Here is a 25,724-nt window from a genome sequence, read left to right as displayed (position 1 = left end):
CGCTGTCTGCCGCGCATGGACAGGCGACAGTCACGGATGTGTGGGCGCCTTCAGTGCTCTAGCGGTGGCGCTGAGGTTACGCCCGGATGCTGCGGGAACTCGACGCGGATCAGCGCGCCACCACCTGGGGCATCCAGAATCGTGACGTGACCACCGTGACGGTCGATCACCTGCCGTACCAGGTTCAGTCCCAGGCCTGCACCGGTCTGGCGGGGACGCAGCCGCTGGAAAGGTTCGAACACGCGCTCGCGCTGGTCCACCGGAATGCCGGGGCCATCGTCTTCCACTTCCAGGCAGCTGCCCTGTACCCGCACGATGATATGGCGGCCACCGTGCTCGGCGGCATTCAGCACCAGGTTGGAGATCACCCGCTCGACCGCGCCGGCCTCACCCAGCACCGGGAAGTGGGGCTCCACCGCCACTGCCACCGTCTTGTCCGACTGGATCAGCAGTGGCGCCAGATCGGCAGCTACCCGTTTGGCCACCCGGGCCAGGTTGAGGGTTTCCTTCGGACCGTCCTCTTCCATGCGATGCAGGTCCAGTAGCTGCTCGGCCAGCGTCGCCAGACGCGCGACTTCCACGGCCAGGCTGCGCGAAGTCGAATCATCCGCGGCATCGATTTTCACCCGCAGGATCGCGATCGGCGTGCGCAACTCATGCGCTGCTGCGGCGATGAAACGGCGTTGCCGCTCGTGTCCTTCATCCAACCGGCCCAACGCATCGTTGACGGCGGTCACCAGCGGCGCGATCTCCACCGGCACTGCGGTCGCGGTCAGGCGGATGCCGCGACGGCTGGCCGAGATGTTGCGGGCTTCCTGCGCGATGCGCTCAACACCGGCCAGTGCCCGCCGCACGATGATCGGCGTCAGGATGATGGTGGCCAGCGCCAGCAGCAGGAAGATCGGCAGGGTGATGATGTGCGCGGCCAACGCCATCTGCATGGTCAGCGAATCGGTTTCGCCATGGGCCATGATGGTCAGCTTGCCGGCCGGTCCGCTGTGCTGGCGTACCACCACCGCCAGGCCATCGCTGCGATCACGTCCGCGCAGGTCGCCGTAGGGGATACCATCAAGGGCGCCGACCAGCGAGGCATAGGCCGGAGGCACATGGCCGAAGGTGACGTGGTGCCCATGCTCGTCTTCGGCGATGAACCAAGCACCCGGGACGATCTTCAGCAGTTCCGCCAGCTCTGGCGTGTGCACTACGTACAGTTCGCCGGCGCGGTCGCGGTGCACCGCCTCGGCAGCCACCGGTGCGAAGGTCTGGATGGTGTAGTAGCCACCGCTGTCGGCGCGCACCAGCACCATCAGCAGGGCGAAGAACGCCACCAGCAGGGCCAGCAACTGGTAGATCAGCGTCTTAACGATCAGTGGGCGCTTCAACGACGGGCGACGCGCCATCACTTGCTTTCCCGCATCAGATAGCCAACCCCGCGAATGGCGTGGATCTCCACGCCCGCATCGGCGTCAGCGAGCTTTCGGCGCAGGCGCGAGACGTGCGAATCCAGGGTGTTGGAATGGATGCCGTCGTCGAAGCCATACACCGCCATCTCGATGGATTCACGCAGCACGGTGCGGCCCAGGCGCCGTGCGAGGGCGGCCAGCACCCGGATCTCGCGCCGCGGCAGCTCCAGCCGCTGGCCGCCCACACTGGCCTCGCCCGAGGCGGGGTCGAATACCAATCGGCCGATGCTGATGGACTCCACCTGCAATCCGCTTGGGCGACGGCCCGCAGCACGGATCCGCGCGAACAGCTCCTCCAGCGCGAAGGGCTTGGCCAGGTAGTCATCGGCGCCTTCATCCAGCCCGGCAATCCGGTCCGGCAACTGGCCCAGCGCGCTCAGCACGATGATCGGCACCCCGGGGTTGCGCTCGCGCAGCACCGAAATCAACGCCAGGCCATCGCCATCGGGCAGGGTGCGGTCCAGCAGCACCAGATCGTGCAGGCCGCACAGGGCCGCCTCCCGCGCCAGTGCCAGGGTATTGGCCACGTCCACCACATAGCGCTCGCGCTGCAGGGCAGACTTGAGGGTGGCGGCCAGTTCGGCTTCGTCTTCGATCAGCAGGATGTGCATCAGCAGGGCTTGGGCAGGGTGGGGCCGCAGAAGGGCGGTTCGGCACGCGCCGGCACCGTATTACAGGAACATTGCGTGAACATGGCGTGCCTGCACAGCCGCCGGCAGGTCATGCAGGGATGCGATGACGCCGCGGGGACGGCGCAAGGTTCACGCAATCCAGGCGCTCCAGCCTTGGCGCCCTTCGCAGTTCCCATCCCTGGAGTCACCATGAAATTGTTCGTTCCGCTGCTGTTCCTCGCCACGCTGACCGGCTGCACCACCGCCAAGATGACCGTCACCCCGGATGGCCGCCGCGGCGTTTCCATCGACTGCAGCGGCTCCAGTTCCTGGAGCGGTTGCTACGAGAAGGCCGGGCAGATGTGCCCGGGCGGCTACGTGGTCTTCAGCAAGGATGGCGATGAGGGCAATGCCATCGCGGTCGGCAACAAGAACGGATTCACCTCCACCCAGATGGCCACCCGCTCGATGCTGGTGTCCTGCTCGGGCTGACGCAGGCCGGGGAGGTGGCCATTCCACCTCCCTGAGGCGTTGCTCAATAGCGCTGGCCTAGAAGCTGTAACCGGCCTGCACATACACCCGACGCGGCTCGCCCGGGAAATGGCCGTTGCGCTCGATGAATCCGCTGGCGGCATACACCTTGTCGAACAGGTTCTTGACGTTGGCCTGGAACTGCCACTGCTTCCACGTGGTTTTCCAGCTCATGTCGAACACGGTGTACGGCTTCACGCGCTGGCCATCCAGGCTGATGCGCTCATCCACGTAGTCGGCACCGAAGCCAATGGCCGAGTTGATCGCCGGCAGGTCGTAGCGCGTCCACAGGCCCAGCTTGTTGCGCGGTGCATTGGCGAAGCGATCGCCAGAGGCATTGGTGATGCCATTGGGGCCCGCGTCCTTCACCCGCGCGTCGTTGTAGGCGTAGGTCAGGTTCAGCACCCAGCGCTCGGTCACGTCGGCCAGAAGATCCAGTTCCATGCCGGTGCTGCGCACCAGGCCCAACGCCGCCAGCTGGTTCACACCATTGATGACCTCGCCAGTGGCCTGCACGATGTTGCTGCGGTCGATACGGTAGGCCGCCAGGTTCAGGCTCAGGCGCTCGGCAAGCAGCGATTTCATGCCCACTTCCCATTGCCTGCTGCGCTCGGCATCGAACGGGCCGCCTGCGGCGGAATTCTGGTTGGCCGCCGACTGCGGCACGAAGCCGCTGGCCACGTTGGCATACAGGTTCAGTCCATCGCGAACGGTGAACGTACTGCCCAGGCGCCAGCTGATGTCGTTGCCATCCACGCTGCTGCCGGCAAGGCGGTCATCGTCCTTGAAACCGTCCCAGCGCAGGCCGGCCAGCACGTGCCAGCGCGGGGTCAGGGCCAGCTCGTCCTGCAGGTAACCGCCATAACGCCTGCTGCGCGTGCTGGTGCTGCGCCAGGGCAGGCTGGACAGGTTGTACTCATGCCAGGTGCTGGCGCCATACACCGGATTGAACAGGTCGATGCCACGCACCGGGCCGGCGCCGCGCGCGAGGTCGGCGCTGTTGGCGGTCTGCGCGGTGAAGTCCGCATCCAGCTGGTATACGTCCGCACCGAACAGCACCTTGTGTTCCACCGGACCGGTGCTTACCCGCCACACCGCATTGGCGTTGGCGGTGAACGCCTCGTTGTCGCGGGTCTGGTTGCGCAGCTGCCGGGTCATCCATTCGGCCACGCCATCGCGGTCGCGGTCGATCAGGCCCATCGGCTCGTGGTACATCTGGTGTTCGTTGTTGCTGAACCAGCGTGCGGCGACGTCCACGTCCAAGTCGTCGCGCGGCGCGAAGCGGTACTGCGCCAGCGCTACCTTGGCACGCATGTCCAGGAAATCGCTGGCTTCGTTGTGGTTCCAGCGGCGGTCGGTCAGGAAATTGCCGTTGTCATCGACCGGCACACCGCGCAGGCGGTTGCCGCCAAGGTTCTGGGTGATGTCGGTGAATTGCAGCGTCAACTCGCCGGTGTCGCCCACGTCGAAAGCCAGCGAGGCATCGCCGATCACGCTTTCACTGTCGGTGTTCCAGCGTACGCCCTGCTCGCTGTCGCCATACACGCCGGCGCGGTAGCGCACCGTGCCGGCGGCATTCAATGGGCCGGTACCTTCGATCGAACCAGCGCGGAAATCCCTGTTTCCCATCTGCAGTTCAACGCGGCGTTCGGCAGTGGCTTTCGGCTTGCGGGTCACATAGTTGATGACGCCACCAGCGTCGCCGCCCCCGTACAGCGCACCGGCCGGTCCCTTCAGCACCTCCACCCGCTCGATGTTGAACAACTGCGGTACCGAGAATCCCGCATAGGGGTCGCCCCGCAGCCCGTCATACAACACGTTCTCCTGGCGGAAACCACGCAGGGTCACCCCGGCATAGCTGAAGTAGCTGATGCCGCTGATGCTGCGATAGAGATCGGTCACCTGGCGTGCAGCCTGGTCGTCGATCAGCTCGCGCGGCAGCACCTGGATGGACTGCGGCACCAGTTCCAGCGGTGTATCGGTGCGGGTGCCGACAGCCGCGTCATCCACCCGGTACAACGTCTGTGCGCGGCCACGCACCTCCACCTTGTCCAGCTCCTGCACGCGGCTGGGCGGGGCGTCGGCCGCGTATCCGGGGGTGGCGAAAGCCAGTGTCGTCGCCAGGCACAGAATGCTGCGGCGGGGCAGGAAATGGGGCATCGGCGTATCGGGCTTGTCTGCAAATGAGAAAGATTAGCATTTGCAATGAACGGGTGCCCATCCCCCGATTGCGCTATGGACGCGCGGACGGATCCGTATACGGCGTACCAGCCAAAGCCACCAGCACGCCGGTGGCGCCGCGCACGATCAGCGGCAGCATCGCCTGCCGCGGATCGCCGCCGAACGGCAGGACGCGCAGTCCCTGTTCATAGGCGGCCACCATCGATGCCATCAGCATCGAGGCGCCCAGTCGCACCTCGGCATCATCTGCGGACCGCCCCGCCGACGCGGCCATCAGCTGTGCCAGGTCATTGGTCAGCAGCGCCTGCAGCTGCCGCGCATGGGCCACCAGTACCGTGCTCTGGGCCACGGTTTCCCAGAACGACGCCGCACCGGCGTTGATCCGCAGCAGCGGATGGCCGGTGTCCAGCAATTCCCGCACCAGCGCCTGGAAGGCGGCCAGCGGCGTCATGGATGTGCGCGCGGCCATGCCTTCGCGCAGCAGCTGGCGCGCCTCCTCATCACGGTCGAACACCAGCTGTTCCTTGCTGGCGAAGTAGTTGAACACCGTCTTGCGCGAAACCCCGGCGGCATCAGCGATCTCGCTCATCGACACCGCTTCGAAGCCGCGATCGATGATCAGCCGGGTAGCGACGTCGGAAATCGCCTGCCGGGTCTCGGCTTTGCGTTGCTCGCGGCGGCCGGGTGGCGGGGCCATGGGTGGCTCACTTGTGGAAACATACACCGAGTGTAACATTGTCGCCGCCAGAGCGCCGACCCGGTGCTCACGAGGATTGCCAATGCGGTACGACGTCGTCATTGCCGGGGCTGGCCCGGTGGGACTGTTGCTGGCCTGCGAACTGGGTCAGGCAGGAAGCGCGGTGCTGGTGCTGGAGCAGGCGGCCTCGCCGGATTCGCCGCTGAAGCGCCTGCCGTTCGGGCTGCGCGGTTTGAATGCTCCGACGCTGGAGGCGCTCGACCGGCGCGGCCTGCTGGATGCCGTGGCTGCCGGCCATGTGCTGAAGCCGGAGAAAGGTCCGCCGCCGCCGGGAACCGCGCACTGGCTCTCGCAGCCACGCAAGCTGGGTGGCCACTTTGCGGGTATTCCGTTCGCACTGGACAACGTCGACAGCGGTCGCTGGCCGTGGCGCCTGCCCAGCCCGGTCGGCACGCAGATGGCGGTGGAACTGCAGGCGCTGGAGGCCGTGCTGGCCGAACGCGCGCAGGCGCTGGGCGCGGTGATCCTGCGTGGTGCGGGCGTGCAGAGTGTGCAGATGGGGGCCGACGAGGTCCAGGTCGAGGCGGGTGGGCAGACCTTCCGCGGGCGCTGGCTGGTCGGCTGCGATGGAGGCCGCAGCACCGTGCGCAAGCAGTGTGGTTTCAGCTTTGCTGGTACCGCCCCGGAGTTCACCGGCCACTCGCTCAGTGTTGAACTGGAAGATCCGACGGTACTCAGCCCGGGGCGTCACACCACCGCGCAGGGCATGTGCAACTTCAATCCGCCGGGTACGATCGCCTTGGCCGACTTCGACGGTGGCGCGGGCCACCGCCAGCCACTTGATCGCGAATCGGCACAGGAACTGCTGCGCCGCATCTCCGGCCGCGAAGCAACGATCACCGCACTGCATCTGGCCACCACCTGGACCGACGGCGCACGGCAGGCCACCGCCTATCGTCGTGGCCGCGTGCTGCTGGCCGGCGATGCCGCACATGTGCATTCGCCGCTGGGTGGGCAGGGTCTGAACCTGGGCCTGGGCGATGCGATGAACCTTGGCTGGAAGCTCGCCGCCGTCGTCCGCGGCGAGGCAGCTGATGCGCTGTTGGATACCTATCAGGCCGAACGCCATCCGATCGGCGCTCGAGTGCTGGAGTGGTCGCGCGCGCAGGTCGCACCGATGCGCCCCAGCGCGGGCTCACGTGCACTGGCTGCCATCGTGGCCGATCTGGCGGAAACACGTGATGGCGCCACGTATCTCGCCGAGCGCGTTTGGGGTGTGGGCCAGCAGCTGGATCTAGGCCATACCCATCCGCTGGTGGGCCGCAGCACGCCGGATTTCCTGCTGACCGATGGCCGCCGCATGGGTGAACTACTGCGGGCAGGGCAGGCGGTGCTGCTGGTGTTCGATGCCGCTGCCTTGTTGTGCGAGGCGGTTGATGTTGAACGGGCCCGCATCCTGTCCATCGCGCAGCCCGCCGTCGATTCGCTGGGCCTGTCGGCGCTGCTGGTTCGTCCGGACGGCATTGTTGCCTGGGCCAGTGATGGCGCCGATGCGGCAGGACTGGCGCAGGCGGTACAGGAATGGACGAGCTCAGTTGGCAGGGAAGCGATTGCCTGAGTTCCGGCGCAGCCCGCGCAGGGCTGTGCCGCCCTCTTTCAGAGATCCTTCTTCTTGCCGCTCAGGTCCAGCGGTTGGTCACTGCCCTTGCGCTCGCTCGACCAGACCTCGACGCTCTTGCTGCATCGGCTTTCGCGGGCGGCAAGCTCAGGCGGCAGGTCCTTCACATGCGGCGACTCCTGGCAGGCGGCATGCATGGCGGAGTCATCATAGGTGGCACAGGCGCTGATCGAAGCGAGAGCAAGGAAACAGAGAGCGGAGCGGAGCAGGGGCTGCAGCAGGCGCATGGGGGATCTCAGAAGGGCCGGTCTGGCCATCGAATTCAATCCGTGACCCGGCACACGCGCAACCCGACTGGCAGCACTTGTTATTGAGTAACAATTATGGGGATACTCGAGAGCTGCCGACTGCCGATCAGGCAATGCAGATCAGGAACACCGTCGACAGCGCCAGCATCAACACGAACACGCGCCGGCTCAAGGCCAGGCAGGTCAGGCAGGCCGCCAACGCCCATGCCGCCAGCAGCATACATCCCAGCAACCACAGCCCGACCGTCATCATCGAGCCGGCCGCTGCGGCGGACAACGCAAAGGCCTTGAACAGCGCCACGCCCAGCACACTGCCCAGCGCGCCGGCCCGCAGGGCAATAGCATCGTGGCAGGTGGGGGAAAGCTGGCGGTGCATGAGGGCTGTGTCGCGCGTGGGAAGCTGGCGTACGCAACTCTGCAGCAAGGCGGATCTACGCCGCGTGTTCGTCGCACCGCCAGCGCGCAAATGCCGTGATGAGCTCACCACGGCATGTGCATGCTGCATGCCAGTGCTGACCGGTCAGCGCGCCGGTTGGGAGGCCAGCATGTCGCGCCCGTGTGGGGTCAGGTCGATATCCGCATCTTCCGCCTGCACGGCCAGGCCTTCCTTCACGGCCCACGTCGCCGCATCGCTTCCCACAGGGTGCGCATCGGCAATGGCGCGCAGGATGGTGAGCTGGTCTTCAGTCAACGGCATGGTACGTCCTCATACGCCCAGCAGGGGCGGCAGTTGCCAGTCCGAAAGGCGCGCATTGCTGATGGCCTGATGGCAGCCACAGGCATCACAACGGAACAGCGTACCGCCCGGCAGGTGCAACAGGTTTGCATCCTGGGCGCAGGTGATTTCCGCACAATGACGGCATGACACGGTAAGCGAAATGATTCGCTCCACATCGCCGGAAATGTTGAACGCGGCCTCGAAGGCATGGATGGCGAAGTGGCCGGTGTCCGGCATGGTGTTCTCGGTTGCAGAGAGATGTCTCCATCCTCGTTTTCCCACCGTGATGAGGCTGTCAGGCCAGCGCGGTGGCGAAGTCAACGAGGTCCGCTGCTACGCTTCAGGACTGCGCATGCGGCCGGCATGGCATGCAAGTTGAATTTCCACTCGCCGCTGGTAACGGAGTAGCCCGCAATGGACATCGAACTGGACGGCAACCGCATCCACAGCGAGCGGGCATTCCACGAGGCGCTGGCGCTCGCACTGGGTGTCGAGCGCGGTTATGGGAACAATCTCGACGCCCTCTGGGATCTGCTGAGTGCCAGCGTCGAGCGCCCGCTGCAGCTGACCTGGAACGGCCATCAGGTTTCCAGAGAGGCGCTGGGGCCTCGCTTCCAGCAGATCGTCGACGTGCTTGAGCGGGTGCAGCGCCAGGATGAGGCCATGGCACTGGACGAACGCTTCAGCTATTGCCTGCGGTAGGTGCGGTGTGCAGCCGCTGCCAGCGCGGTGCTACCTGTTGCCTCCAGGGCAACACCGTCGCCTGGGCGACGGCTGACGAACCGTGCGCAGTTCAGCGGCTGCCGGCGATGGCAATCCTGCGCTTCTCCAGCATCACCGACACGCACCACAGCAGCAGGCCGCCGACCGCAGTCGCCGCACCTACGTAACCGGTGGTGGCCGGGCTGAAGCCGGCGCTGATCGCCATGCCGCCCAGCCACGGGCCGAGCGCATTGGCGGTATTGAACGCCGCATGGTTGGAGGCGGCGGCCAGGGTCTGCGCCTCGCCGGCCACGTCCATCAGGCGCGTCTGCAACACCGCAGCCAGGGCGCCCATCGTACCCACGGTGATGATCATCGGGCCGATGGTCCACACCGATTCGGCGGCCAGCGGGTACAGCAGCAGCATCACGATCGACCACACCAGCACCACGGCGGCGGCCTTGAAGTGGAATTTGTCGACCAGCCAGCCGCCGGCGATGTTGCCGATGATCGCGCCGATGCCGAACACGCCCACCGCCAGCGGCATCCACGACTCGGCCACGCCGGTCACCTGCACCAGGGTCGGTGCCAGGTAGGTAAACACGCAGAACATGCCTGCAAAGCCCACCGCACCGATCGACAGCGCCAGCCAAACCTGGGTGGTGTTGAATGCGCGCAGCTCGCGCATCGGCGAGGTCCGCACCTCATCCGGATCGGGCAGCAGGAAGCGCGCGATCATCGCCACCGTGGCGATGGCCAGCACGCTGACCAGGGCGAAGGCGGTGCGCCAGCTCAGCTGCTGGCCCAGCCAGGTGGTCAGCGGATTGCCGATGAGGATGGCCACGGACAGGCCGAGCAGCACGCGCGACATTGCTTGGCCGCGCTGGCCGGCCGGACTGATCGCTGCGGCCACCAGCATCGCTACGCCGAAGTAGGCGCCATGCGGCAGGCCAGCGACGAAGCGCGCCACCAGCATCGTGCCGTAGTTCGGGGCCAATGCGCTGGCCAGATTGCCGACGGCATAGAACCCCATCAGTGCCAGCAGCAGCTTGCGGCGCGGGAAGCTGGCGCCAACGAACGCCAGGATTGGTGCGCCCACCACCACGCCGATGGCGTATGCGCTGATCAGGTGGCCGACCTGTGTTTCGCTGATCGACAGGCCGCGGCTGATCTCCAGCATCAGGCCCATGCTGGCGAATTCGCTGGTGCCGATGGCAAAGCCCCCCAAAGACAGGGCGAGGATGATCAGGGTGCGCTGGCGCGGCGTCAGCCGAGCGGCCAGAGGGGAGTTGGGGCTCATTCGGGGGCGCAAAGGGGCGGGGAAGCGCCCCATTGTACTGCTGCACCGCAACAGGCATCAGCCGGGCTGGGGGTAAATCAGTGTTCGATGGGTGGTGCTGCCGGCGTGGCCGGCTGGCCAAGCGCCGCCAAGGCCCGTCGGTATTTGTCACGCAGGCGCTCGGCGGTGGCGGCATCCAGCGATTCCAGCCGCGCTTCATCGGCATTGTCGGCGATGTCGGCCAGCTTGACCTTCAGTGCCAGCGGATCCGCCGAAATTCGTGCGTAGTACGTGTCGGAATCCGCCGCAGACGTCCGGCTCAGCAGCCGGACCGCGTCCTGCAACGGGGCGGGAAAGGCCTGCACCTGCCCAGCGAAGGCGGGGCAGTCCTCGACCACATCATGCAGCCAGGCCACCACCTCGGCCTCATCATCGCCGCGCATGGCAGCGGCCACGCGGCCGACGTGGCCGATGTAAGGATGTCCTGCCTTGTCGACCTGGCCCGCATGGGCCTCCATTGCCAGCGTGCGTGCGCGTGCCACCCAGTCCATCGCGATCTCTCCGTCCCGAGCGTGTATTGTCGTACGGGTCGTCTACATGCCGCCACTACGGCCGTGCAGGCATCATCGGACGCTGCAGGAATGGCATCTGGATTCCATCAGGGAGATGAGACATGCAGGAATACACCCATCAGCTGGAACTACGCGGCCGCTTCCGTCTGGTAGCGGTGACCCACGAGCCGGTGTACGCTCCCGGCGATGTGGTCGGCCATGCGGTCATTGTCGACGATGGGGAGCGTCTGACCGATCTGATGTCGTTGGCCGATGCGCGCCGGTACCTTGAGGAACTGGTGCGGGAAGAGGGCGTGGAGCCCGGGCTGGAAAATGAAGTCAACCTGCGGAGAAAGGCGTCGCAGCGACGCCGCCGCTAAGCCGTCGCGCCCTCGGGCGCATCATGGAGGATTCGGGTGTTGTCCAGTAAGAAGTATCTGCTCATCGCCATCATCACGCTGGCGACCCTGCTGCTCGGGTTCGTGCTTTCCGGTTACCTGACGCTGCTGCTGCTTGGTCTGGATACCAAGCTGCTCACCTGGAATACCTATTACCAGTATTTCCACGCCCTCGGCCAGCCGCAGGTTGCCCCGTTCGTGGGCAAGATCAAATGGGCCGGCTACCTCGGCTTCGGCCTGCCGCTGCTGGTGCTGGCCATCGTCGGCCTGGTCGTGCTGCTGAAGAAGGACAAGCGCTCGCTGCACGGTGACGCGCGCTTTGCCACCGGCGCCGATCTGGCCAAGCATGGCATGTTCAAGAAGAGCGGCCAGAGCATCGTGGTCGGCAGCCATGGCGGCAAGCTGGTGCGGCTGGACGGCCAGCAATTCGTGATCCTGGCGGCCCCGACCCGTTCGGGCAAGGGCGTCGGCGTGGTCATCCCGAACCTGCTGGAGTACGGCGAATCGCTGGTGGTGCTGGACATCAAGCAGGAAAACTTCGACCTGACCAGTGGTTGGCGCGCCAGCCAGGGGCAGGAGATCTACCTGTTCAACCCCTTCGCCGAAGATCGCCGCACCCATCGCTGGAACCCGCTCAGCTATGTCTCGGACGACCCGGCGTTCCGTGTCTCGGACCTGATGAGCATCGGCGCGATGCTGTATCCCGATGGCTCGGAAGACCAGAAGTTCTGGATCAGCCAGGCGCGCAATGCCTTCATCGCCTTCACCCTTTATCTGTTCGAGAACTGGGATGACGAGCGCAACAGCGGCTTCCCGGGCGGGCAGGGCACGCCAACCCTGGGCGCGGTCTACCGCCTGTCCTCCGGCGATGGCAGCGACCTGAAGAAGTTCCTCAAGGGCCTGTCCGAGCGTCCATTCCTGAGCAGCAACGCGCGTTCGGCGTTTGCCAACATGCTGTCCCAGGCCGACGAGACCTTCGCCTCGATTCTGGGCACCTTCAAGGAACCGTTGAATCCCTGGATCAACCCCGTGCTGGACAAGGCCACCAGCACCAACGACTTCCTGCTCACCGACGTGCGCAAGAAGAAGATGACCATCTACATCGGCATCCAGCCCAACAAGCTGGCCGAAAGCCGATTGATCATCAACCTGTTCTTCAGCCAGCTGATCAACCTCAACACCAAGGAACTGCCCAAGTCCAATCCGGACCTGAAGTACCAGTGCCTGTTGTTGATGGACGAATTCACCTCGATCGGCAAGGTCGAAATCATCGCCTCGGCGGTGTCCTACATGGCCGGTTACAACGTGCGCCTGCTGCCGATCATCCAGAGCATGTCGCAGCTCGATGCCACCTATGGCCGCGAAGTCTCACGCACGATCATCACCAACCATGCGCTGCAGATTCTGTACGCCCCGCGCGAACAGCAGGATGCCAACGACTATTCGGACATGTTGGGTTACACCACCATCCGCAAGAAGAATGTCACCCACGCGCGTGAAAAGACCCATAGCTTCACCGAGGAGCGCCGCGCGCTGATGCTGCCGCAGGAGCTCAAGGCGATGGGGCCGGACAAGGAAGTCTTCCTGTACGAAGGCATCCCGCATCCGGTCAAGTGCGACAAGATTCGCTATTACAAGGATCGCTATTTCACGTCACGTCTACTGCCAAAGGTTGACGTGCCGATGCTTGATGTCTAAGTTGAAGCCTTGAAAGTGTGACGGATGCACGCGTTCATGGAAGTGAATTAGTGAGCTGCGTCAAAAAAGCACCATACGTCGGTAGATTTCAGATTTGTCTGACATGGAATTGACGCGTGGTTGTGCGAATCTATGCATGGCTTGCGAATCTGTGTGATTCGTCATGCTTTCAGAGTGGCCAGGAGTTTCAGCCATGGGAACAGGGATGGTTCCGACGTTGGTGAGGGTGCGTGAAAGGGGCCTCGGATGAGGTTGCTTCACGCGACTTGGTTGGCAGCTTTCGAGCTGCAGGGGAACCGTGCCCATGTGCTGTTAAGCAGTGCATTCGTTACGTTTTCGGCGTGCATCGCGCAGTGCCGAACGACCAAGGGACCAACATCGGGACTGCTTTTTCGTACGTCAAAGTGAAGCCCGTATGAATCAGGCGTTTATTGCAAAAATGTCCATCGCCGCAGTGGCGGCGTTGATGGTGGCAGGTTGTGCCACCAAGCCCGCACCCGACTTTGGAGGGCGTTGGAAGCCGGTCAACCGTTTCGCGACGGCTCCGACCGAGATTCCGCTGTACTCCAGCTACGTCTATCAGGCGTCGCCGATGGATCGCACGCTGAAGGCCATGCTCGAGCGCTGGGCCAAGGATTCCGGTCGCACGCTGGACTATCGCCTCAGTTCGGATTTCACCCTGTATGGCGCGGTGTCGGAGATCGACACCACCAACGCACAGCAGGCCGTGATCGATCTCACGGCGGCCTATGCGGCGCAGGGCGTTTCCGTCTCCATCGTCGGCAACCAGATCGTCGTGCAGAGCGCTGGATCGACGCCGACCGCGTCGGCCCAGGATCCTGAAGCCAGCAGCGGCAGCTGAGACCGCGTCGAAATCATCGAACGTGCCGCACCCCGCGCTTGGCGCAGGGGCGTCGCGCCCATTGATGTTTCAGCAGTACGGAAGAACCCATGTTCCGCAAGAAGGATGCAGGCAACAGCCCCAAGGTCGAGCAGTCGGTCGCCAAGGCGGTCAGCTACGAGATCACCGTGGCCGACATGGCCCGACGCAGCGAGCGTCGTGCCTGGTGGGTCGCCACCGGTTCGTTGCTGATGTCGCTGGCGCTGGCCGGTGGCTACTACTACATGCTGCCGTTGAAGGAGAAGGTGCCGTTCCTGGTGATGGCTGATGCCTATACGGGTACGGCGACGGTTGCGCGCCTGACCGGCAATTTCGAAGGGCAGTCGATCACCGCGAGCGATGCGATCAATCGCAGCAACGTAGCCCAGTACGTCATGGCGCGCGAATCCTACGATTTCGCTGTCATGGGCCTGCGCGACTGGGCGCTAGTGCACGTCATGTCCGACACGCGCACCAGTGCCGCCATCCGTGCCTTCTATTCCCCGAACAACCCACAGAGCCCGGTGACCCTGTATGGCAAGGATCGTGCCATCCGGGTGAAGATTCTCAGCATTACGCCGTTGGAGGCTCAGGTTAACGGTGGTTTCCGCGGGGCCTCGGTACGAATCCAGCGCAGCGTCTACGACAAGAACAAGGCGACGACGTCCTACCTGGACAATCAGTTGATCACGTTGCGGTTCCGCTATGACTCGAATCTGGCGCTGAACGAGCAGCAGCGCATTCTCAATCCTTTGGGCATGCAGGTCTTCGAGTATCGCCGCGACAATGATTACTCGCGCGGTGTGCCGGGTCCGGATGATGCGCAGTTGCAGCAGCAGGCAGAACAGCAGGCCACGCAAGCACAACAAGGCGTGTATGACCCGAACAACCCGGCAGCGGCCACCATGATCGACCCGGCAACGGGGCAGCCGCTCGCCGTGCCGGGCGATGTCCAGATCACCCCGCCGATGTCCGGCCAGTCGATGCAGGGACAGCCTATGCAAGGACAGCCCGTGCAGGGGCAGCCCGTGCAGGGGCAGCCGATGCAGCAGCCGATGCAGGGCCAAGCCGCGCCAGGGCAGACCATGCCCGGTCAACCGGCCATGAGGCCGGTACAGAACAATTCCACCGGAAATGCTGATGGAGCAAGCAACCGATGAGTAGTCGAAAAGTCAGGGGGAGCGCATTGGCGCTGCTGTCGTTGTTGTCGCTGGTGTTCTCCACCGCGGCGATGGCGCAGGCGGTAGACCATTACGAGTATGAGAAGGATCGCATCTATCCGGTTCGCACCGGCCTGGGTCTCACTACCCAGATCGAGCTGAGCCCGAGCGAGAAGATCCTCGACTACAGCACTGGTTTCAGCAACGGCTGGGAGTTGACCCGCCGCGAGAATGTGTTCTACATCAAGCCGAAGAACGTCGACGTCGATACCAACATGATGGTTCGCACCGAGACTCATTCCTACATCTTCGAATTGAAGGTCGTGGCGACAGACTGGCGTCAGCTCGAGCAGGCCCGTCGCGCCGGCGTGCAGTACAAGATCGCCTTCAGCTATCCCAACGACACCGTGTTCGGTGTTGCCCAGGAGGCCGTTGAGGAAGAGGCGCAGCCGCTGTTGAGCACTGAAATGGCCAAGGACAGGCAGTACAACTTCAACTACTCCTATTCGACCAGCAAGGCGAAGAAAATGGGGTGGCTGATTCCGGTCAACGCCTACGACGACGGTCGTTTCACGTACCTGAAACTGCCGAATTCACCTGAATACAAAACCGGCATCTTCCCCGCCGTGTTCGGCCGTGAAAAGGAATACGGTGAGGACTTCGTCGTCAACACCACTGTCGAAGGCAATACCTTGATCGTCCACGGGACTTACCCGTACCTGGTCATCCGCCACGGCGACTACGTCGTTGGTCTGCGAAGGAACGTGAAGAAATGAGCCAGCAGAACACTCCCGGAAACGATCCGAACAGCGGGCGCGACGAAGGGCATGGCCCCTACGGTGGTCAGGGTCCGGCCGAAACGCCAACGAACCCGTACTTCGGTGCTCAGCAGGCAGAAGCAGCGCCCAATCTCGATGCTGCTGCACCGCAGTTGCGCTCGGCTGAAGAGCAGCGCCTGAACCGCAAGGCGCTGATGTTCCTTGGCGGGATTGTGGTGCTGCTCGTTGCCATGGGCTTCCTGCTGTTCCGCAAGGGTCAGGACGACAAGAGCGCCACGACAGGCAACCGCCAGGAATCCCGTGTTTCCACGCCGGATCTGCCGACGGTTGGGCCGGCTGCCAGCGCGCCGGCGCCCATTGCACCTGCCGATCCGATTCCGATGTTGCCGCCTGCGCCGCAGCCGGATATTCCGATGGTCAGTCTGCAGGACGCCGACCGCGCGCGCTTGCGGCAGAGCGAGGAACCACGTGGGCCATCGCTGCTCGATCGTCGTATCGGCAGCAGCGCCGGATTTAATGCAGGCGATTCTGCTGGCAAGCCGCCAGGACAGGGGGCCGACTACAGTCAGGCAATGATTGCTGCAATGCAGGCGGCCAATCCGCAGGCCCAACAGCAGCAGAAGGTACGCCGCGGCCCGGATGTGGAAGATGTCTCGAATGCCGCGTTCATCCGCAGCCCGGATGCTTTGCTGGTTCGTGGTACTTACCTGCGGTGCGTGTTGGAAACCCGGATCATCACCGACATCGCGGGCTATACCTCCTGCCTGGTGACCGAGCCGGTGTACTCGATCAATGGGCGCAACCTGCTGTTGCCGAAGGGGTCGAAGATCTACGGCGCATACGGTGGTGGCCCGAATGGCAAGCGCGTGGAAGTCATCTGGGACCGAATCACCACCCCCAATGGCATCGACGTGGCCATGTCCAGTCCCGGCGTCGATCAGTTGGGTGGTGCCGGTCATCCGGGCCAGTACAGCGCACATTGGGGAAGTCGCATTGCATCGGCGTTGATGATCAGCCTCATCGCCGATGCCTTCAAGTACGCCGCTGCAGAGCACGGCCCGGAGTCGACCACCGTCGCAAGCAATGGGTTTGCTGTCCGCTCGCCCTATGAAAGTGCTACGGCGCGGACCATGGAGCGATTGGCCAACGAGGCTCTCAGCGAAGGCCGTCGTCAGCCGACCGTAACGATCAACCAAGGCACGATTGTGAATGTCTACGTCGCCAAGGACGTCGACTTCGCCAATGTGCTGAACCCGCGCAGGTAACCCATACGACCATGGACGCCGAAGTGTCACCCCTCGCCCTCGTCTCCAGCGATTTCCTGCGCTATCAGTACGAAGTGCTGGGCATCGCCGAGTACATGAACTCGCCCGATGTAACGGAAATCTGCATCAACCGTCCGGGTGAGCTGTACCTGGAGACGCGGGCAGGGTGGCAACGCATGGACGTGCCGAGTCTGACATTCGAGCGGGCGCGGCAGTTCTGCACCGCTGTGGTCAACGAGAGCAACACGGGCCAGCGCATCACCGATGCCGATCCGGTGGTCTCGCTGACCTTTCCGACCGGCCAGCGTGCGCAGTTCGTGATTCCACCGGCATGTGATGCCGGCAAGGTGTCAATCACGATTCGCCTGCCTTCCAAGCACACCAAATCGCTTACGCAGTACCACGAGGATGGTTTCTTCAACCAGATTCTCGAACAGGATGGCAGCATCAGCGAGCAGGATCGCGAACTGCTGGAACTGCGCCACTCCCGCGAGTACGCGGAGTTCTTCCGGCGAGCGGTCATGTACCGCAAGAATATTGTGGTGTCTGGCGCTACCGGCAGCGGCAAGACCACCTTCATGAAAGCGTTGGTGAACCATATCCCGGACAGCGAGCGTCTGGTCACTATCGAGGACGCGCGCGAGCTGTTCCTGACCCAGCCCAACGTGGTGCACCTGCTGTACTCGAAAGGCGGGCAGAGCGCCAGCAACGTCACGGCCAAGAGCTGCATGGAAGCCTGTCTGCGCATGAAGCCCGAGCGCATCATCCTGGCCGAGCTGCGCGGTGATGAAGCGTTCTACTTCATTCGCAACTGCGCCTCGGGTCACCCCGGTTCGATCACCAGCTGCCACGCCGGCAGCCCGGAGCAGACGTGGGACCAGCTGGCGCTGATGGTGAAAGCGTCGACCGAGGGCTCAGGTCTGGAATTCAACGTCATCAAGCGTTTGTTGATGATGACCATCGATATCGTCGTGCATATCAAGGCGCATGCTGGTGCCCGCTACATCACCGGCATCGATTTCAATCCTGGGCGTGCCCAGGGGCAGGAGGCTTGAGCAATGTTGCCAGGATTGGAAATGATGGCGTGTCCGGAGATGGCCGTCTCGATGGACGTGATGCAGCACGTCATCAATGTTGAGTCCTCGCGCAACCCGTACGCCATTGGCGTAGTTGGCGGCGCACTGGTGCGCCAGCCCAAGGCGCTGGATGAGGCATTGGCCACCGTGCGCATGCTTGAGGAGAAGGGCTACAACTTCTCCGTCGGACTGGCCCAGGTCAATCGCTACAATCTTGGCAAGTATGGTCTGGACTCCTATGAGAAGGCGTTCCAGCAGTGTCCGAACCTGCAGGCCGGCTCCCGCATTCTTGCAGAGTGCTACAAGCGCTCGGGTAAGGACTGGGGCAAGTCCTTCAGTTGCTACTACTCGGGCAACTTTGAAACGGGATTCCGCCACGGCTACGTGCAGAAGGTCTTTGATTCGATGCGCCGTGGGCAGCAGGTCGCAAGCAATGGCGCGCTACCCATCGACGTGGTTGACCGTGGTGAGCGGCGAACCGTCAAGGTCGAGCACCATCCGCAGATCGCTTCCCCCGCTCAAGCCCGCATCGTAGCTCAGGCCGATGGCCCGACGTATGTTCCGTCCAACGATCCAGCGCGAGCGTATACCGTCTATCCCTCTGCGGGCGCGATGGCGCGTGGAAGTCTCGTGAATCTTGCCGATCAGGCGTTGTCGAGGGTTGTTCTGGGCTCTGTGGATCGGATGATGCAGCCGCAGTCGCAGCCAGATGGAAGCTATGCGCAACAGGCGCCGCAGGGCGCTGCGGGGCAGCGCGGACAGCCGATGATGCCGCAGCAGCTGCCTGGCGTCGCCGCCGGTGGTGGCGAGAGCCCGGTGATGTTGCAGCCTTGGGGGCAGCAGGGCGAATCGGCGTCCCCCGACAACATGTACAACGCGCCGGTGCAGTCCATGCCGGCTCAACAGATTCCCCCTGGGGATGCGGCCTTCGTGTTCTGACGAAGTCGTGGTGCGACCAGTCCCCCGGCTGGTCGATTCAGTTGTGTTAGTCCATCAACAAGGAAATCAATCCATGAAGCGTTTCAATCTCGACCTCGTCCAGGCCCAGCGCACGCTGAAGTCCATGCTGATGGCCACCCTCTTCGTCGGCGCAGTATTCGCACCGCAGGTGTTTGCGTCGGGCCCGACCGACTTCGGCGGCACCGACGAAAAGGTCTGCGGCTTCTTCAATAACATCAATGGCCTGCTGAACATCGCCTCGATCGCTGTGGTGACGATTGCCGTTATCTTTGCTGGCTACCAGATCGCCTTCGCCCACAAGCGCATCGCCGATGTCGCGCCGATCCTTATCGGTGGCGTGCTGATCGGTGCTGCCGGCCAGATCGCCCGCATGCTGCTGGGTGAGGGCAGTGATGGCAATTGCTCGGGCAGCTCGGCTGCCGTCATCAACAACGTGCTGCAGTACTACAGTGCATAAGAACGTCTTGTTCCGCGGCTGCACTCGCCCTGCGATGTTTCTGGGCGTTCCCTACCTGCCATTCTTCATGGTGGCAGGTGGGTTGCTGCTGTTGAGCGTCTATACCAATTTCTGGTTCCTGCTTGCCATTCCAGTCGCGATTTTCATCATGCGACAGATGGCCAAGCGAGATGAGCTGATTTTCCGCCTGCTGGGCCTGCGTCTACTCTTCAAGTTCAAGGCGCGCAACCTGCAGGACCACGATGGAATGTGGGTGTTCAGCCCGAACCACTACCGGAAGAAAGCCGCCCGCACGGATTGACGGGCATCGGCAGGCGGGTGCCCGCTCCCGCCTGCCACTTTGTAGTTCCCTGGCGCACTTTTTGGAAGCAGTCGCATGTTCTCTCCAGATACCTCCATCAGCGAGTTCGTTCCTCTCTCGTCACACGTGGCACCGAACGTGGTCAAAACCACGGGCGGGGACTATCTGTTGACGTGGTACCTGGAAGGCCTGCCGTTCGTCGGTCGCGAGGAGTGGGAGCTGGAGCACCGGCACAATACCTTCAACCGCCTGTTGCAGACCCTGCGTGCACCAGATTTCGTCAATGTGGCCTTCTGGGTGCACGACATCCGTCGCCGACGCACGCTCAAGGGCAGCAGTCGTTACAACCAGCGCTTCAACCAGGACGTGTCCGATCAGTACATGGGCATGCTGTCATCGCAGCGCATTATGCAGAACGAGCTTTACCTGACGATGATCTATCGTCCAGTCGTGGCCGGTAAGCGCTTCGTCGAAAAGTCGGCCAGCATCGAGAAGCTGCAGGGGGAACAGGATCAGGCGGTGGAAAAGCTCCTTGAGCTGGCCGGCAACGTTGAAGCAGTCATCCGCGATTACGCGCCGTACCGCCTGGGCATGTATGAAGCCAAGAATGGTGTCGTGTTCTCCGAGACGCTGGAGCTGTTCGGCTACCTGATCAACAGGGTCGACGAGCCGGTGCCGGTGCTGTCCGCCCCGGTGAAGGACTATCTTCCGATCAGTCGCCATATGTTTTCGGCGAAAACCGGTGACTTCGTCATCAATACTCCAAATGGTGTCAATCATTTTGGCGCCATCCTCAATATCAAGGAGTATGCAGAGGGTACATACCCCGGCATTCTCAATGGTTTGAAGTATCTAGACTACGAATACGTCATCACTCATTCATTCAGTCCGATGGGGCGACAAGACGCGCTGAAGGTGCTGGATCGCACCAAGGGCATGATGATTTCTTCGGGTGACAAAGCTGTCAGTCAGATCGCCGAGCTTGACTACGCGATGGATCAGCTGTCTTCGGGCAACTTCGTGTTGGGTGAGTATCATTTCATCATGGCCGTGTACGGCGACAGTCAGGCGAAGCTGTCTCAGAACGTCGCCACGACGCGCGCTGAACTGTCCAACGCCGGTTTCGTGTCGACCAAGGAAGATCTGGCTGTCACCTCGTCGTTCTACTCGCAGATTCCGGCCAACTGGCGCTTCCGTACGCGCCTGGCCAACGTCAGCTCGCTGAACTTCCTGGGTCTGTCGCCGCTGCACAATTTCGCCACCGGCAAACAGCACAACAACCCGTGGGGCGATTGCGTTACCACCCTGCAGACCACCAACGGTCAGCCGTACTACTTTAACTTCCATGCGACCCACCCGTCGGAGAATTCGCTGGGCGAGAAGGCGATTGCCAATACCATGGTGATTGGTAAGTCGGGTACCGGTAAGACGGCATTGATCAACTTCCTGCTGAGTCAGGTACAGAAGTACGAGCCGTCGCCGACCATTTTCTTCTTCGACAAGGATCGCGGTGCTGAGATCTTCGTGCGCGCTTGTGGTGGCAACTACTTGGCCCTGGAGAACGGTGCGCCGACAGGCTTCAATCCTTTCCAGTGCGAAAACAACGAAAGCAACGTGCAGTTCCTGGCCGACCTGATCAAGGTGCTGGCCGGCAAGCGCGAGTACAGCGCCCGCGAGGAAGAGGACATCTACCGGGCGGTGGAAAGCATGCTCGACACGCCGATGCACCTGCGCAGCATGACCAATTTCCAGAAGAGCCTGCCCAACATGGGCGACGACGGCCTTTACGCGCGCATGCGCCGCTGGACGTCGGGAAATTCGCTGGGTTGGGTGTTCGACAACCCGGTCGATACCGTGGATCTGAGCAAGGCCAACATCATCGGTTTCGACTACACCGACATCATCGACAACCCAGAAGTGCGAGTGCCGGTCATCAACTACCTGCTGCACCGCTTGGAGTCGTTGATCGACGGCCGGCCGCTGATCTACGTGATGGACGAATTCTGGAAGATCCTGGATGGCGAGGGTGGGCTGAAGGAATTCGCCAAGAACAAGCAGAAGACCATCCGTAAGCAGAACGGCCTCGGCATCTTCGCGACGCAGAGCCCGGAGGATGCGCTGAAGAGCGACATCTCCGCAGCGCTGATCGAGCAGACCGCGACGCTGATCCTGTTGCCCAACCCGAACGCCAGCAAGAGCGACTACATGGACGGCCTGAAGCTGACCGAGGCCGAATTCAAAGTGGTTACTGCGCTGGACGAGCGCTCGCGATGCTTCCTGGTCAAACAGGGCCATGCGTCCAGCGTGTGTCAGCTCAACCTGCGGGGCATGGATGACATCCTGTCGGTCATCTCCGCATCGACCGATAACATCGAGGTCATGCATCGCGTCCTGCAGACCGCCGCAGTGCGTGCACGGGTCACCGTCGACGAGCTGACCCCGGACCAGTGGCTGGACACCTTCTACAAGAATCGAAAGGGCTCGGGAAAGCGGGCCGATAAGGACGAGGAGGCGGCATGAAGACCATCACCGATCTGCACAAGGAAAATGCCATGGCAAATGAAACCCGACAGAGCGCGTCGCGTCGCCGGCGCTTGGCGCCGATCTTTGCCGCCATGCTGACCTTGGGTACAACGTTCAGTACCGGCACCCATCAGGCGCAGGCGATGACTGTTTATGACCCTGCGAACTGGATCATGAACTTCCTGCAGGAATACAAGTCCGCTGGCGAGTACCTCACCGAGGCCGGGCGCTGGTCGGAAACCGCCGCGCAGTACATGAAGACGGTGGACAACTGGATCTCCAGGCTGCAGAACTGGTACCAGATCATCGCTTCACCCCTGATGCCGCCCACGCCTGTGCTTACCCGGATTCCCGAGAACTGGAACGTCGCCGAGAAATGCGGAGGCGGTTCGATGGTCAGCCAAGAAGGCCTGATGTCGTTGCTGGGTGTCAGCCCGGGTGGTGACATCGGTGCGCAGCAGCGCTCCATCTGTGCCTACATCCAGGTACTTGAGAACAAAAAATACAACGAAACCGTCGACGTGGTGACCAAGTCGATGCCCGCCATGGAGCAGATGCTGGGGCAGCTTCGGAACATCCGCAACGCGTTCCGCAACGAGGGTGCCTTGCAGGAGGATATTTCCAACAATACGGCCAGCCAGCTTGCGATGGACAAGGCGTTCAAGGAATGGGAAACCAAGATCAAGGTGTACGACCAGCAGATTGCCGCCCTCCAGGGGCGCCAGCGCAACCTGACCGAGCGCGCACTGAAAGGCGAAAGCAACCCGCTCGGCACCGTGATCAAGGCAGCCGCGCTGAAAGCAGCTCTCTCCAAGTGAACCACGTGCGTAAAGCACTCCAGCAGGGCCCCGATACGGGGCGGGTGATGTGATGAGTCAGGGAATGATGCAGGGCATGGTGATCGGGGATCTGCTGCACGGAACGCTGTTCGCCTCAGTGGGCGACTTCGTGTTCTTCAAGCTGATCCTGGAGTACCTGCGAGAGGAGATCGCCAACTTCGGCGAAGGCGTGCTCGGTCGCATGATGACCTGGGTCGGCTCGATCGCCCTGGTGCTGATGACGCTGTGGGTGCTGATCCAGGGCTTCCGCATCGTGACCGGGCGCAGCCGCGATTCGATGGCAGCGCTGGCCACGAACATGGCGCGCGCGGCGCTCATCGTCACCGTAGCCACGTCGATGGCGATGTTCGGCAAGGATCTGCAGTCCTTCCTGACCCAGGACGTCCAGGACGAGATCACCTATGTGGTGACCGGCAAGGACGACACGGCCGAAGAGCTGATCGATCGCAATCTTGGCTACATGCAGTTGGCGCTGACATCGGTAAGCGTGCTGGATGTGGCGGGAGACGTCACCCTGGACAGTGCGAAGACGCGTGCGATGTGGTTCATCGGCCTGGGCACGGGCGGTCCTGCAGTCACTGCCGGTGCCATGTTGCTGCTGTACCAGGTTGCGATGGCCATGTTCATCGGCTTTGGCCCGCTGTTCATCCTGTGCCTGCTGTTCGAGCAGACCAAATCGTTGTTCCAGCGATGGTTGTTCTATGGAATCGGTACCATGTTCTCGATGGCCGTGCTGGCAGCAATGACCGGTATTGCGATGGAAATGGTCGCCCGCGTCGCTGCTTCGTTCTGGGGTGCGTCCGCGTTGGGCGCGTTGTTGAGCACCAATCTGACCGAAGGCATGAGCAGCATGGCGCTGCAGCAGGGCGGCATGGGGTTGATCCTCACGACGCTGATTCTGACTGCGCCCCCAATGGCCGCGATGTTCTTCCAGGGTACGCTGGGTACCTTCATGGCATATTCGCAGATAGGCGGTAGTGCTGGGTCGGCTTCGCCTGGCCCGCAGGGTCAGCCGCCGGGTTCGTCAGGTTCGGGCGGAGGATTCTTTATGCCCTCTGTTCCGACCAATTCCAAAGCATCAAGTCAGGTTCCTGTTCAAGACACAACGCCTCGGTTCGCAACTGCATCAGAATCTCAGGTTCAAACTGGGCAACGTGGAAATGCTGGGGCAGGGAACTCATAGCCCCCCCCCCCGAATTTGGAGTGTACGATGCGAAATGAGTTTTTAGCTCCGTGGAAGTTGGAGGGTGCCATGCATAGAGTCGTTAGCTCGACAGTACTTATTGCGCTGATTCTTTGCATGGGGCCAGCCTTAGCAGAAGGTGGGTGCCCTCCAGGGTCGTATCCTATCGGTGGGCAGGGCGTTCAAGGCTGCGCGCCAATACCCGGGACGAGTAGCGGTGCTTCCGGCCCAGCAGTTTCTGCGCCGCCTCAGCCACTGGGCGAATGGTTGACGCGATGGGGGGCTGTAGCCGAGTCGCCTACTTCAAGTCTCGTCGGCACATCTTCCAATGAATCGAGCGAACGGCGAGCAGTAGCTGTGGCCATCAAAAAGTGCGCGGCGGAAGGTGCAAAGGACTGCAAGTCTTCTGTAACGTACTACAACCAGTGCGTTGCATTTGCGGTGCCATCTTCAGGGAAGGGGCAGGGCTCGCTGGATACGGCGGTTGATGCAGAGACTGTGGCCGGAAACGCAATCGAGCATTGCAAGGACACGGGGGGGGGGAAGTGCACCGTAGTCTATTCCGAATGTTCCTTGCCCGTTTTCAAAAAGTTCTAGGGCTGCCTTCGGTGATCCAAAGAACGACGAATCAACGCAGCTTGTGGGTAATCAAAGATGCCTCGCTTTCAGATAGATGACGTGGGATAGAGGCAGTAGGATCGAAAGTGGATATTGGTTCGCAATATTTTTCTCTGGCATGAATTGTGATTGCCGTTTGGCTCTGTTGTTTTAATTTGGATCTGCACTTTGCGTCCGTGTTTTTTCTCAGAAGATTGTTGCTCGCCTGGCTTTAGATACATATCACGCAGGCATTAGCCAGCTAGGTGATATTCCGTGCGATTGGAGGAGTGACTCCACGCCCGAGGGTTGGGACGCCCCGCCGGAGGGCTCATGGGTAGCCGCGCATATTCGTAGATGGCTGTTAGTGCCGTGCCAACGTCGCTGGGCCTAGTGGTCCGCCGCCGGATTCGTCGCGTTCGGGTGGTGGGATGTTCGCGCCGGCGAAGCCATTTACGAATAAGGCAGTCGCAGCAATTAGCCAGCTGGCCATGCTGAAGATTCATAGCGATGAGGTCAGACATGCTTCATCAGGGCTCAGACGTAGCGCACCATCTGCCAACTCCTGAAAGCCCGCATTGTTCGACTTGGGTGCTGATCCAGGGCTTCCGCATCGTGACCGGGCGCAGCCGCGATTCGATGGCAGCGCTGGCCACGAACATGGCGCGCGCGGCGCTCATCGTTACCGTGGCCACGTCGATGGCGATGTTCGGCAAGGATCTGCAGTCCTTCCTGACCCAGGACGTCCAGGACGAGATCACCTATGTGGTGACCGGCAAGGACGACACGGCCGAAGAGCTGATCGATCGCAATCTTGGCTACATGCAGTTGGCGCTGACGTCGGTGAGCGTGCTGGACGTGGCCGGCGACGTCACCCTGGACAGCGCGAAGACGCGTGCGATGTGGTTTATCGGCCTGGGCACGGGCGGTCCTGCAGTCACTGCCGGTG

At 62.5% G+C, this 25,724-nt stretch carries 27 protein-coding genes and 1 pseudogene; 18 read left to right on the top strand and 10 right to left on the bottom strand.

The window, feature by feature from the left end; translation table 11 throughout:
• Window positions 1–50: 50 nt before the first annotated feature.
• Window positions 51–1,400, bottom strand: a complete 1,350-nt coding sequence (locus AC07UW_RS13255) for a sensor histidine kinase (protein WP_495212205.1) — start codon at window positions 1,398–1,400, stop codon at window positions 51–53.
• On the bottom strand, window positions 1,400–2,074 hold the full coding sequence (locus tag AC07UW_RS13250; protein ID WP_025878734.1) for a response regulator transcription factor: 675 nt from the start codon (window positions 2,072–2,074) through the stop codon (window positions 1,400–1,402). Before AC07UW_RS13250 ends, AC07UW_RS13255 begins: the two co-directional genes overlap by 1 nt.
• A 210-nt stretch (window positions 2,075–2,284) precedes the next feature.
• Between AC07UW_RS13250 and AC07UW_RS13245 the strand changes: the two genes are divergently transcribed.
• A complete protein-coding gene (locus tag AC07UW_RS13245) occupies window positions 2,285–2,566 on the top strand; it encodes a hypothetical protein (protein ID WP_033831436.1) in 282 nt (93 codons plus the stop codon).
• A gap of 57 nt (window positions 2,567–2,623) precedes the next feature.
• Here the strand turns inward: AC07UW_RS13245 and AC07UW_RS13240 are convergent, their stop codons facing one another.
• The gene (locus tag AC07UW_RS13240) at window positions 2,624–4,765 is read right to left on the bottom strand and encodes a TonB-dependent siderophore receptor (RefSeq protein ID WP_495212204.1); all 2,142 of its coding nucleotides are present in this window, start codon (window positions 4,763–4,765) and stop codon (window positions 2,624–2,626) included.
• Window positions 4,766–4,838: 73 nt separating this feature from the next.
• Complete coding sequence (locus tag AC07UW_RS13235; protein ID WP_336029362.1) at window positions 4,839–5,483, bottom strand: TetR/AcrR family transcriptional regulator; 645 nt, start codon at window positions 5,481–5,483, stop codon at window positions 4,839–4,841.
• Window positions 5,484–5,565: 82 nt separating this feature from the next.
• Between AC07UW_RS13235 and AC07UW_RS13230 the strand changes: the two genes are divergently transcribed.
• The gene (locus AC07UW_RS13230; RefSeq protein ID WP_495212203.1) at window positions 5,566–7,101 is read left to right on the top strand and encodes an FAD-dependent monooxygenase; all 1,536 of its coding nucleotides are present in this window, start codon (window positions 5,566–5,568) and stop codon (window positions 7,099–7,101) included.
• A 38-nt stretch (window positions 7,102–7,139) separates the two neighbouring features.
• On the opposite strand, the gene AC07UW_RS13225 is transcribed toward AC07UW_RS13230, so the two are convergent.
• The 4 genes from AC07UW_RS13225 to AC07UW_RS13210 form a co-directional block, all read right to left on the bottom strand.
• Window positions 7,140–7,388 (bottom strand): hypothetical protein, encoded by a 249-nt coding sequence (locus tag AC07UW_RS13225; protein WP_495212202.1) that lies wholly within the window; start codon window positions 7,386–7,388, stop codon window positions 7,140–7,142.
• A gap of 127 nt (window positions 7,389–7,515) precedes the next feature.
• Entirely contained in the window at window positions 7,516–7,785 is a 270-nt protein-coding gene (locus AC07UW_RS13220; RefSeq protein ID WP_312106567.1) for a hypothetical protein, read from the bottom strand.
• 144 nt (window positions 7,786–7,929) lie between these two features.
• A complete protein-coding gene (locus AC07UW_RS13215; RefSeq protein WP_315828887.1) occupies window positions 7,930–8,106 on the bottom strand; it encodes a hypothetical protein in 177 nt (58 codons plus the stop codon).
• A gap of 9 nt (window positions 8,107–8,115) precedes the next feature.
• Complete coding sequence (locus tag AC07UW_RS13210) at window positions 8,116–8,364, bottom strand: hypothetical protein (protein ID WP_025878727.1); 249 nt, start codon at window positions 8,362–8,364, stop codon at window positions 8,116–8,118.
• A gap of 177 nt (window positions 8,365–8,541) precedes the next feature.
• Between AC07UW_RS13210 and AC07UW_RS13205 the strand changes: the two genes are divergently transcribed.
• A complete protein-coding gene (locus AC07UW_RS13205) occupies window positions 8,542–8,829 on the top strand; it encodes a barstar family protein (RefSeq protein WP_336029349.1) in 288 nt (95 codons plus the stop codon).
• A gap of 91 nt (window positions 8,830–8,920) precedes the next feature.
• Here the strand turns inward: AC07UW_RS13205 and AC07UW_RS13200 are convergent, their stop codons facing one another.
• Both AC07UW_RS13200 and AC07UW_RS13195 read right to left on the bottom strand, forming a co-directional pair.
• A complete protein-coding gene (locus tag AC07UW_RS13200; RefSeq protein WP_099784627.1) occupies window positions 8,921–10,129 on the bottom strand; it encodes an MFS transporter in 1,209 nt (402 codons plus the stop codon).
• Between the two features lie 77 nt (window positions 10,130–10,206).
• Window positions 10,207–10,659, bottom strand: a complete 453-nt coding sequence (locus AC07UW_RS13195) for an HD domain-containing protein (protein WP_336029345.1) — start codon at window positions 10,657–10,659, stop codon at window positions 10,207–10,209.
• A gap of 122 nt (window positions 10,660–10,781) precedes the next feature.
• Here AC07UW_RS13195 and AC07UW_RS13190 point away from each other — a divergent pair, with 122 nt between their 5' ends.
• The 15 genes and pseudogenes from AC07UW_RS13190 to AC07UW_RS13120 all read left to right on the top strand — a co-directional run.
• Window positions 10,782–11,039, top strand: coding sequence for a hypothetical protein (locus tag AC07UW_RS13190; RefSeq protein ID WP_223495500.1), 258 nt, complete (start codon window positions 10,782–10,784; stop codon window positions 11,037–11,039).
• 36 nt (window positions 11,040–11,075) lie between these two features.
• Window positions 11,076–12,755 (top strand): type IV secretory system conjugative DNA transfer family protein, encoded by a 1,680-nt coding sequence (locus AC07UW_RS13185; protein WP_336029340.1) that lies wholly within the window; start codon window positions 11,076–11,078, stop codon window positions 12,753–12,755.
• Window positions 12,756–13,170: 415 nt separating this feature from the next.
• Window positions 13,171–13,617, top strand: coding sequence for a hypothetical protein (locus AC07UW_RS13180; protein WP_025878721.1), 447 nt, complete (start codon window positions 13,171–13,173; stop codon window positions 13,615–13,617).
• An 89-nt stretch (window positions 13,618–13,706) separates the two neighbouring features.
• Window positions 13,707–14,795: a VirB8 family type IV secretion system protein gene (locus tag AC07UW_RS13175; protein ID WP_140227289.1), complete on the top strand. Its 1,089-nt coding sequence runs from the start codon at window positions 13,707–13,709 to the stop codon at window positions 14,793–14,795.
• Entirely contained in the window at window positions 14,792–15,571 is a 780-nt protein-coding gene (locus AC07UW_RS13170; protein ID WP_025878719.1) for a TrbG/VirB9 family P-type conjugative transfer protein, read from the top strand. The genes AC07UW_RS13175 and AC07UW_RS13170 overlap by 4 nt, the downstream gene beginning before the upstream one ends.
• Window positions 15,568–16,839, top strand: a complete 1,272-nt coding sequence (locus AC07UW_RS13165) for a TrbI/VirB10 family protein (RefSeq protein WP_495212201.1) — start codon at window positions 15,568–15,570, stop codon at window positions 16,837–16,839. The genes AC07UW_RS13170 and AC07UW_RS13165 overlap by 4 nt, the downstream gene beginning before the upstream one ends.
• An 11-nt stretch (window positions 16,840–16,850) precedes the next feature.
• Complete coding sequence (gene virB11 / locus AC07UW_RS13160) at window positions 16,851–17,894, top strand: P-type DNA transfer ATPase VirB11 (RefSeq protein ID WP_100436501.1); 1,044 nt, start codon at window positions 16,851–16,853, stop codon at window positions 17,892–17,894.
• A gap of 3 nt (window positions 17,895–17,897) precedes the next feature.
• Complete coding sequence (locus AC07UW_RS13155) at window positions 17,898–18,854, top strand: lytic transglycosylase domain-containing protein (protein WP_336029326.1); 957 nt, start codon at window positions 17,898–17,900, stop codon at window positions 18,852–18,854.
• 73 nt (window positions 18,855–18,927) lie between these two features.
• Complete coding sequence (locus AC07UW_RS13150; protein ID WP_140227287.1) at window positions 18,928–19,332, top strand: TrbC/VirB2 family protein; 405 nt, start codon at window positions 18,928–18,930, stop codon at window positions 19,330–19,332.
• The gene (locus AC07UW_RS13145; protein WP_025878714.1) at window positions 19,325–19,633 is read left to right on the top strand and encodes a VirB3 family type IV secretion system protein; all 309 of its coding nucleotides are present in this window, start codon (window positions 19,325–19,327) and stop codon (window positions 19,631–19,633) included. The genes AC07UW_RS13150 and AC07UW_RS13145 overlap by 8 nt, the downstream gene beginning before the upstream one ends.
• A gap of 75 nt (window positions 19,634–19,708) precedes the next feature.
• Window positions 19,709–22,153, top strand: a complete 2,445-nt coding sequence (locus AC07UW_RS13140) for a VirB4 family type IV secretion/conjugal transfer ATPase (RefSeq protein WP_248149073.1) — start codon at window positions 19,709–19,711, stop codon at window positions 22,151–22,153.
• Window positions 22,150–22,974, top strand: a complete 825-nt coding sequence (locus AC07UW_RS13135; RefSeq protein WP_336029317.1) for a TrbJ/VirB5 family protein — start codon at window positions 22,150–22,152, stop codon at window positions 22,972–22,974. The genes AC07UW_RS13140 and AC07UW_RS13135 overlap by 4 nt, the downstream gene beginning before the upstream one ends.
• 52 nt (window positions 22,975–23,026) lie before the next feature.
• On the top strand, window positions 23,027–24,178 hold the full coding sequence (locus tag AC07UW_RS13130; RefSeq protein ID WP_425518196.1) for a TrbL/VirB6 family protein: 1,152 nt from the start codon (window positions 23,027–23,029) through the stop codon (window positions 24,176–24,178).
• 27 nt (window positions 24,179–24,205) lie between these two features.
• A complete protein-coding gene (locus AC07UW_RS13125; protein WP_080278374.1) occupies window positions 24,206–24,775 on the top strand; it encodes a DUF4189 domain-containing protein in 570 nt (189 codons plus the stop codon).
• 588 nt (window positions 24,776–25,363) lie between these two features.
• A pseudogene (locus AC07UW_RS13120) lies at window positions 25,364–25,724 on the top strand (type IV secretion system protein); the annotation flags it as partial.

It is taken from the genome of Stenotrophomonas sp. GW821-FHT02D01 (assembly GCF_059421765.1).
Note: the sequence above shows the minus strand (reverse complement) of the source record. Positions and strands in the feature narration are given on the sequence as shown.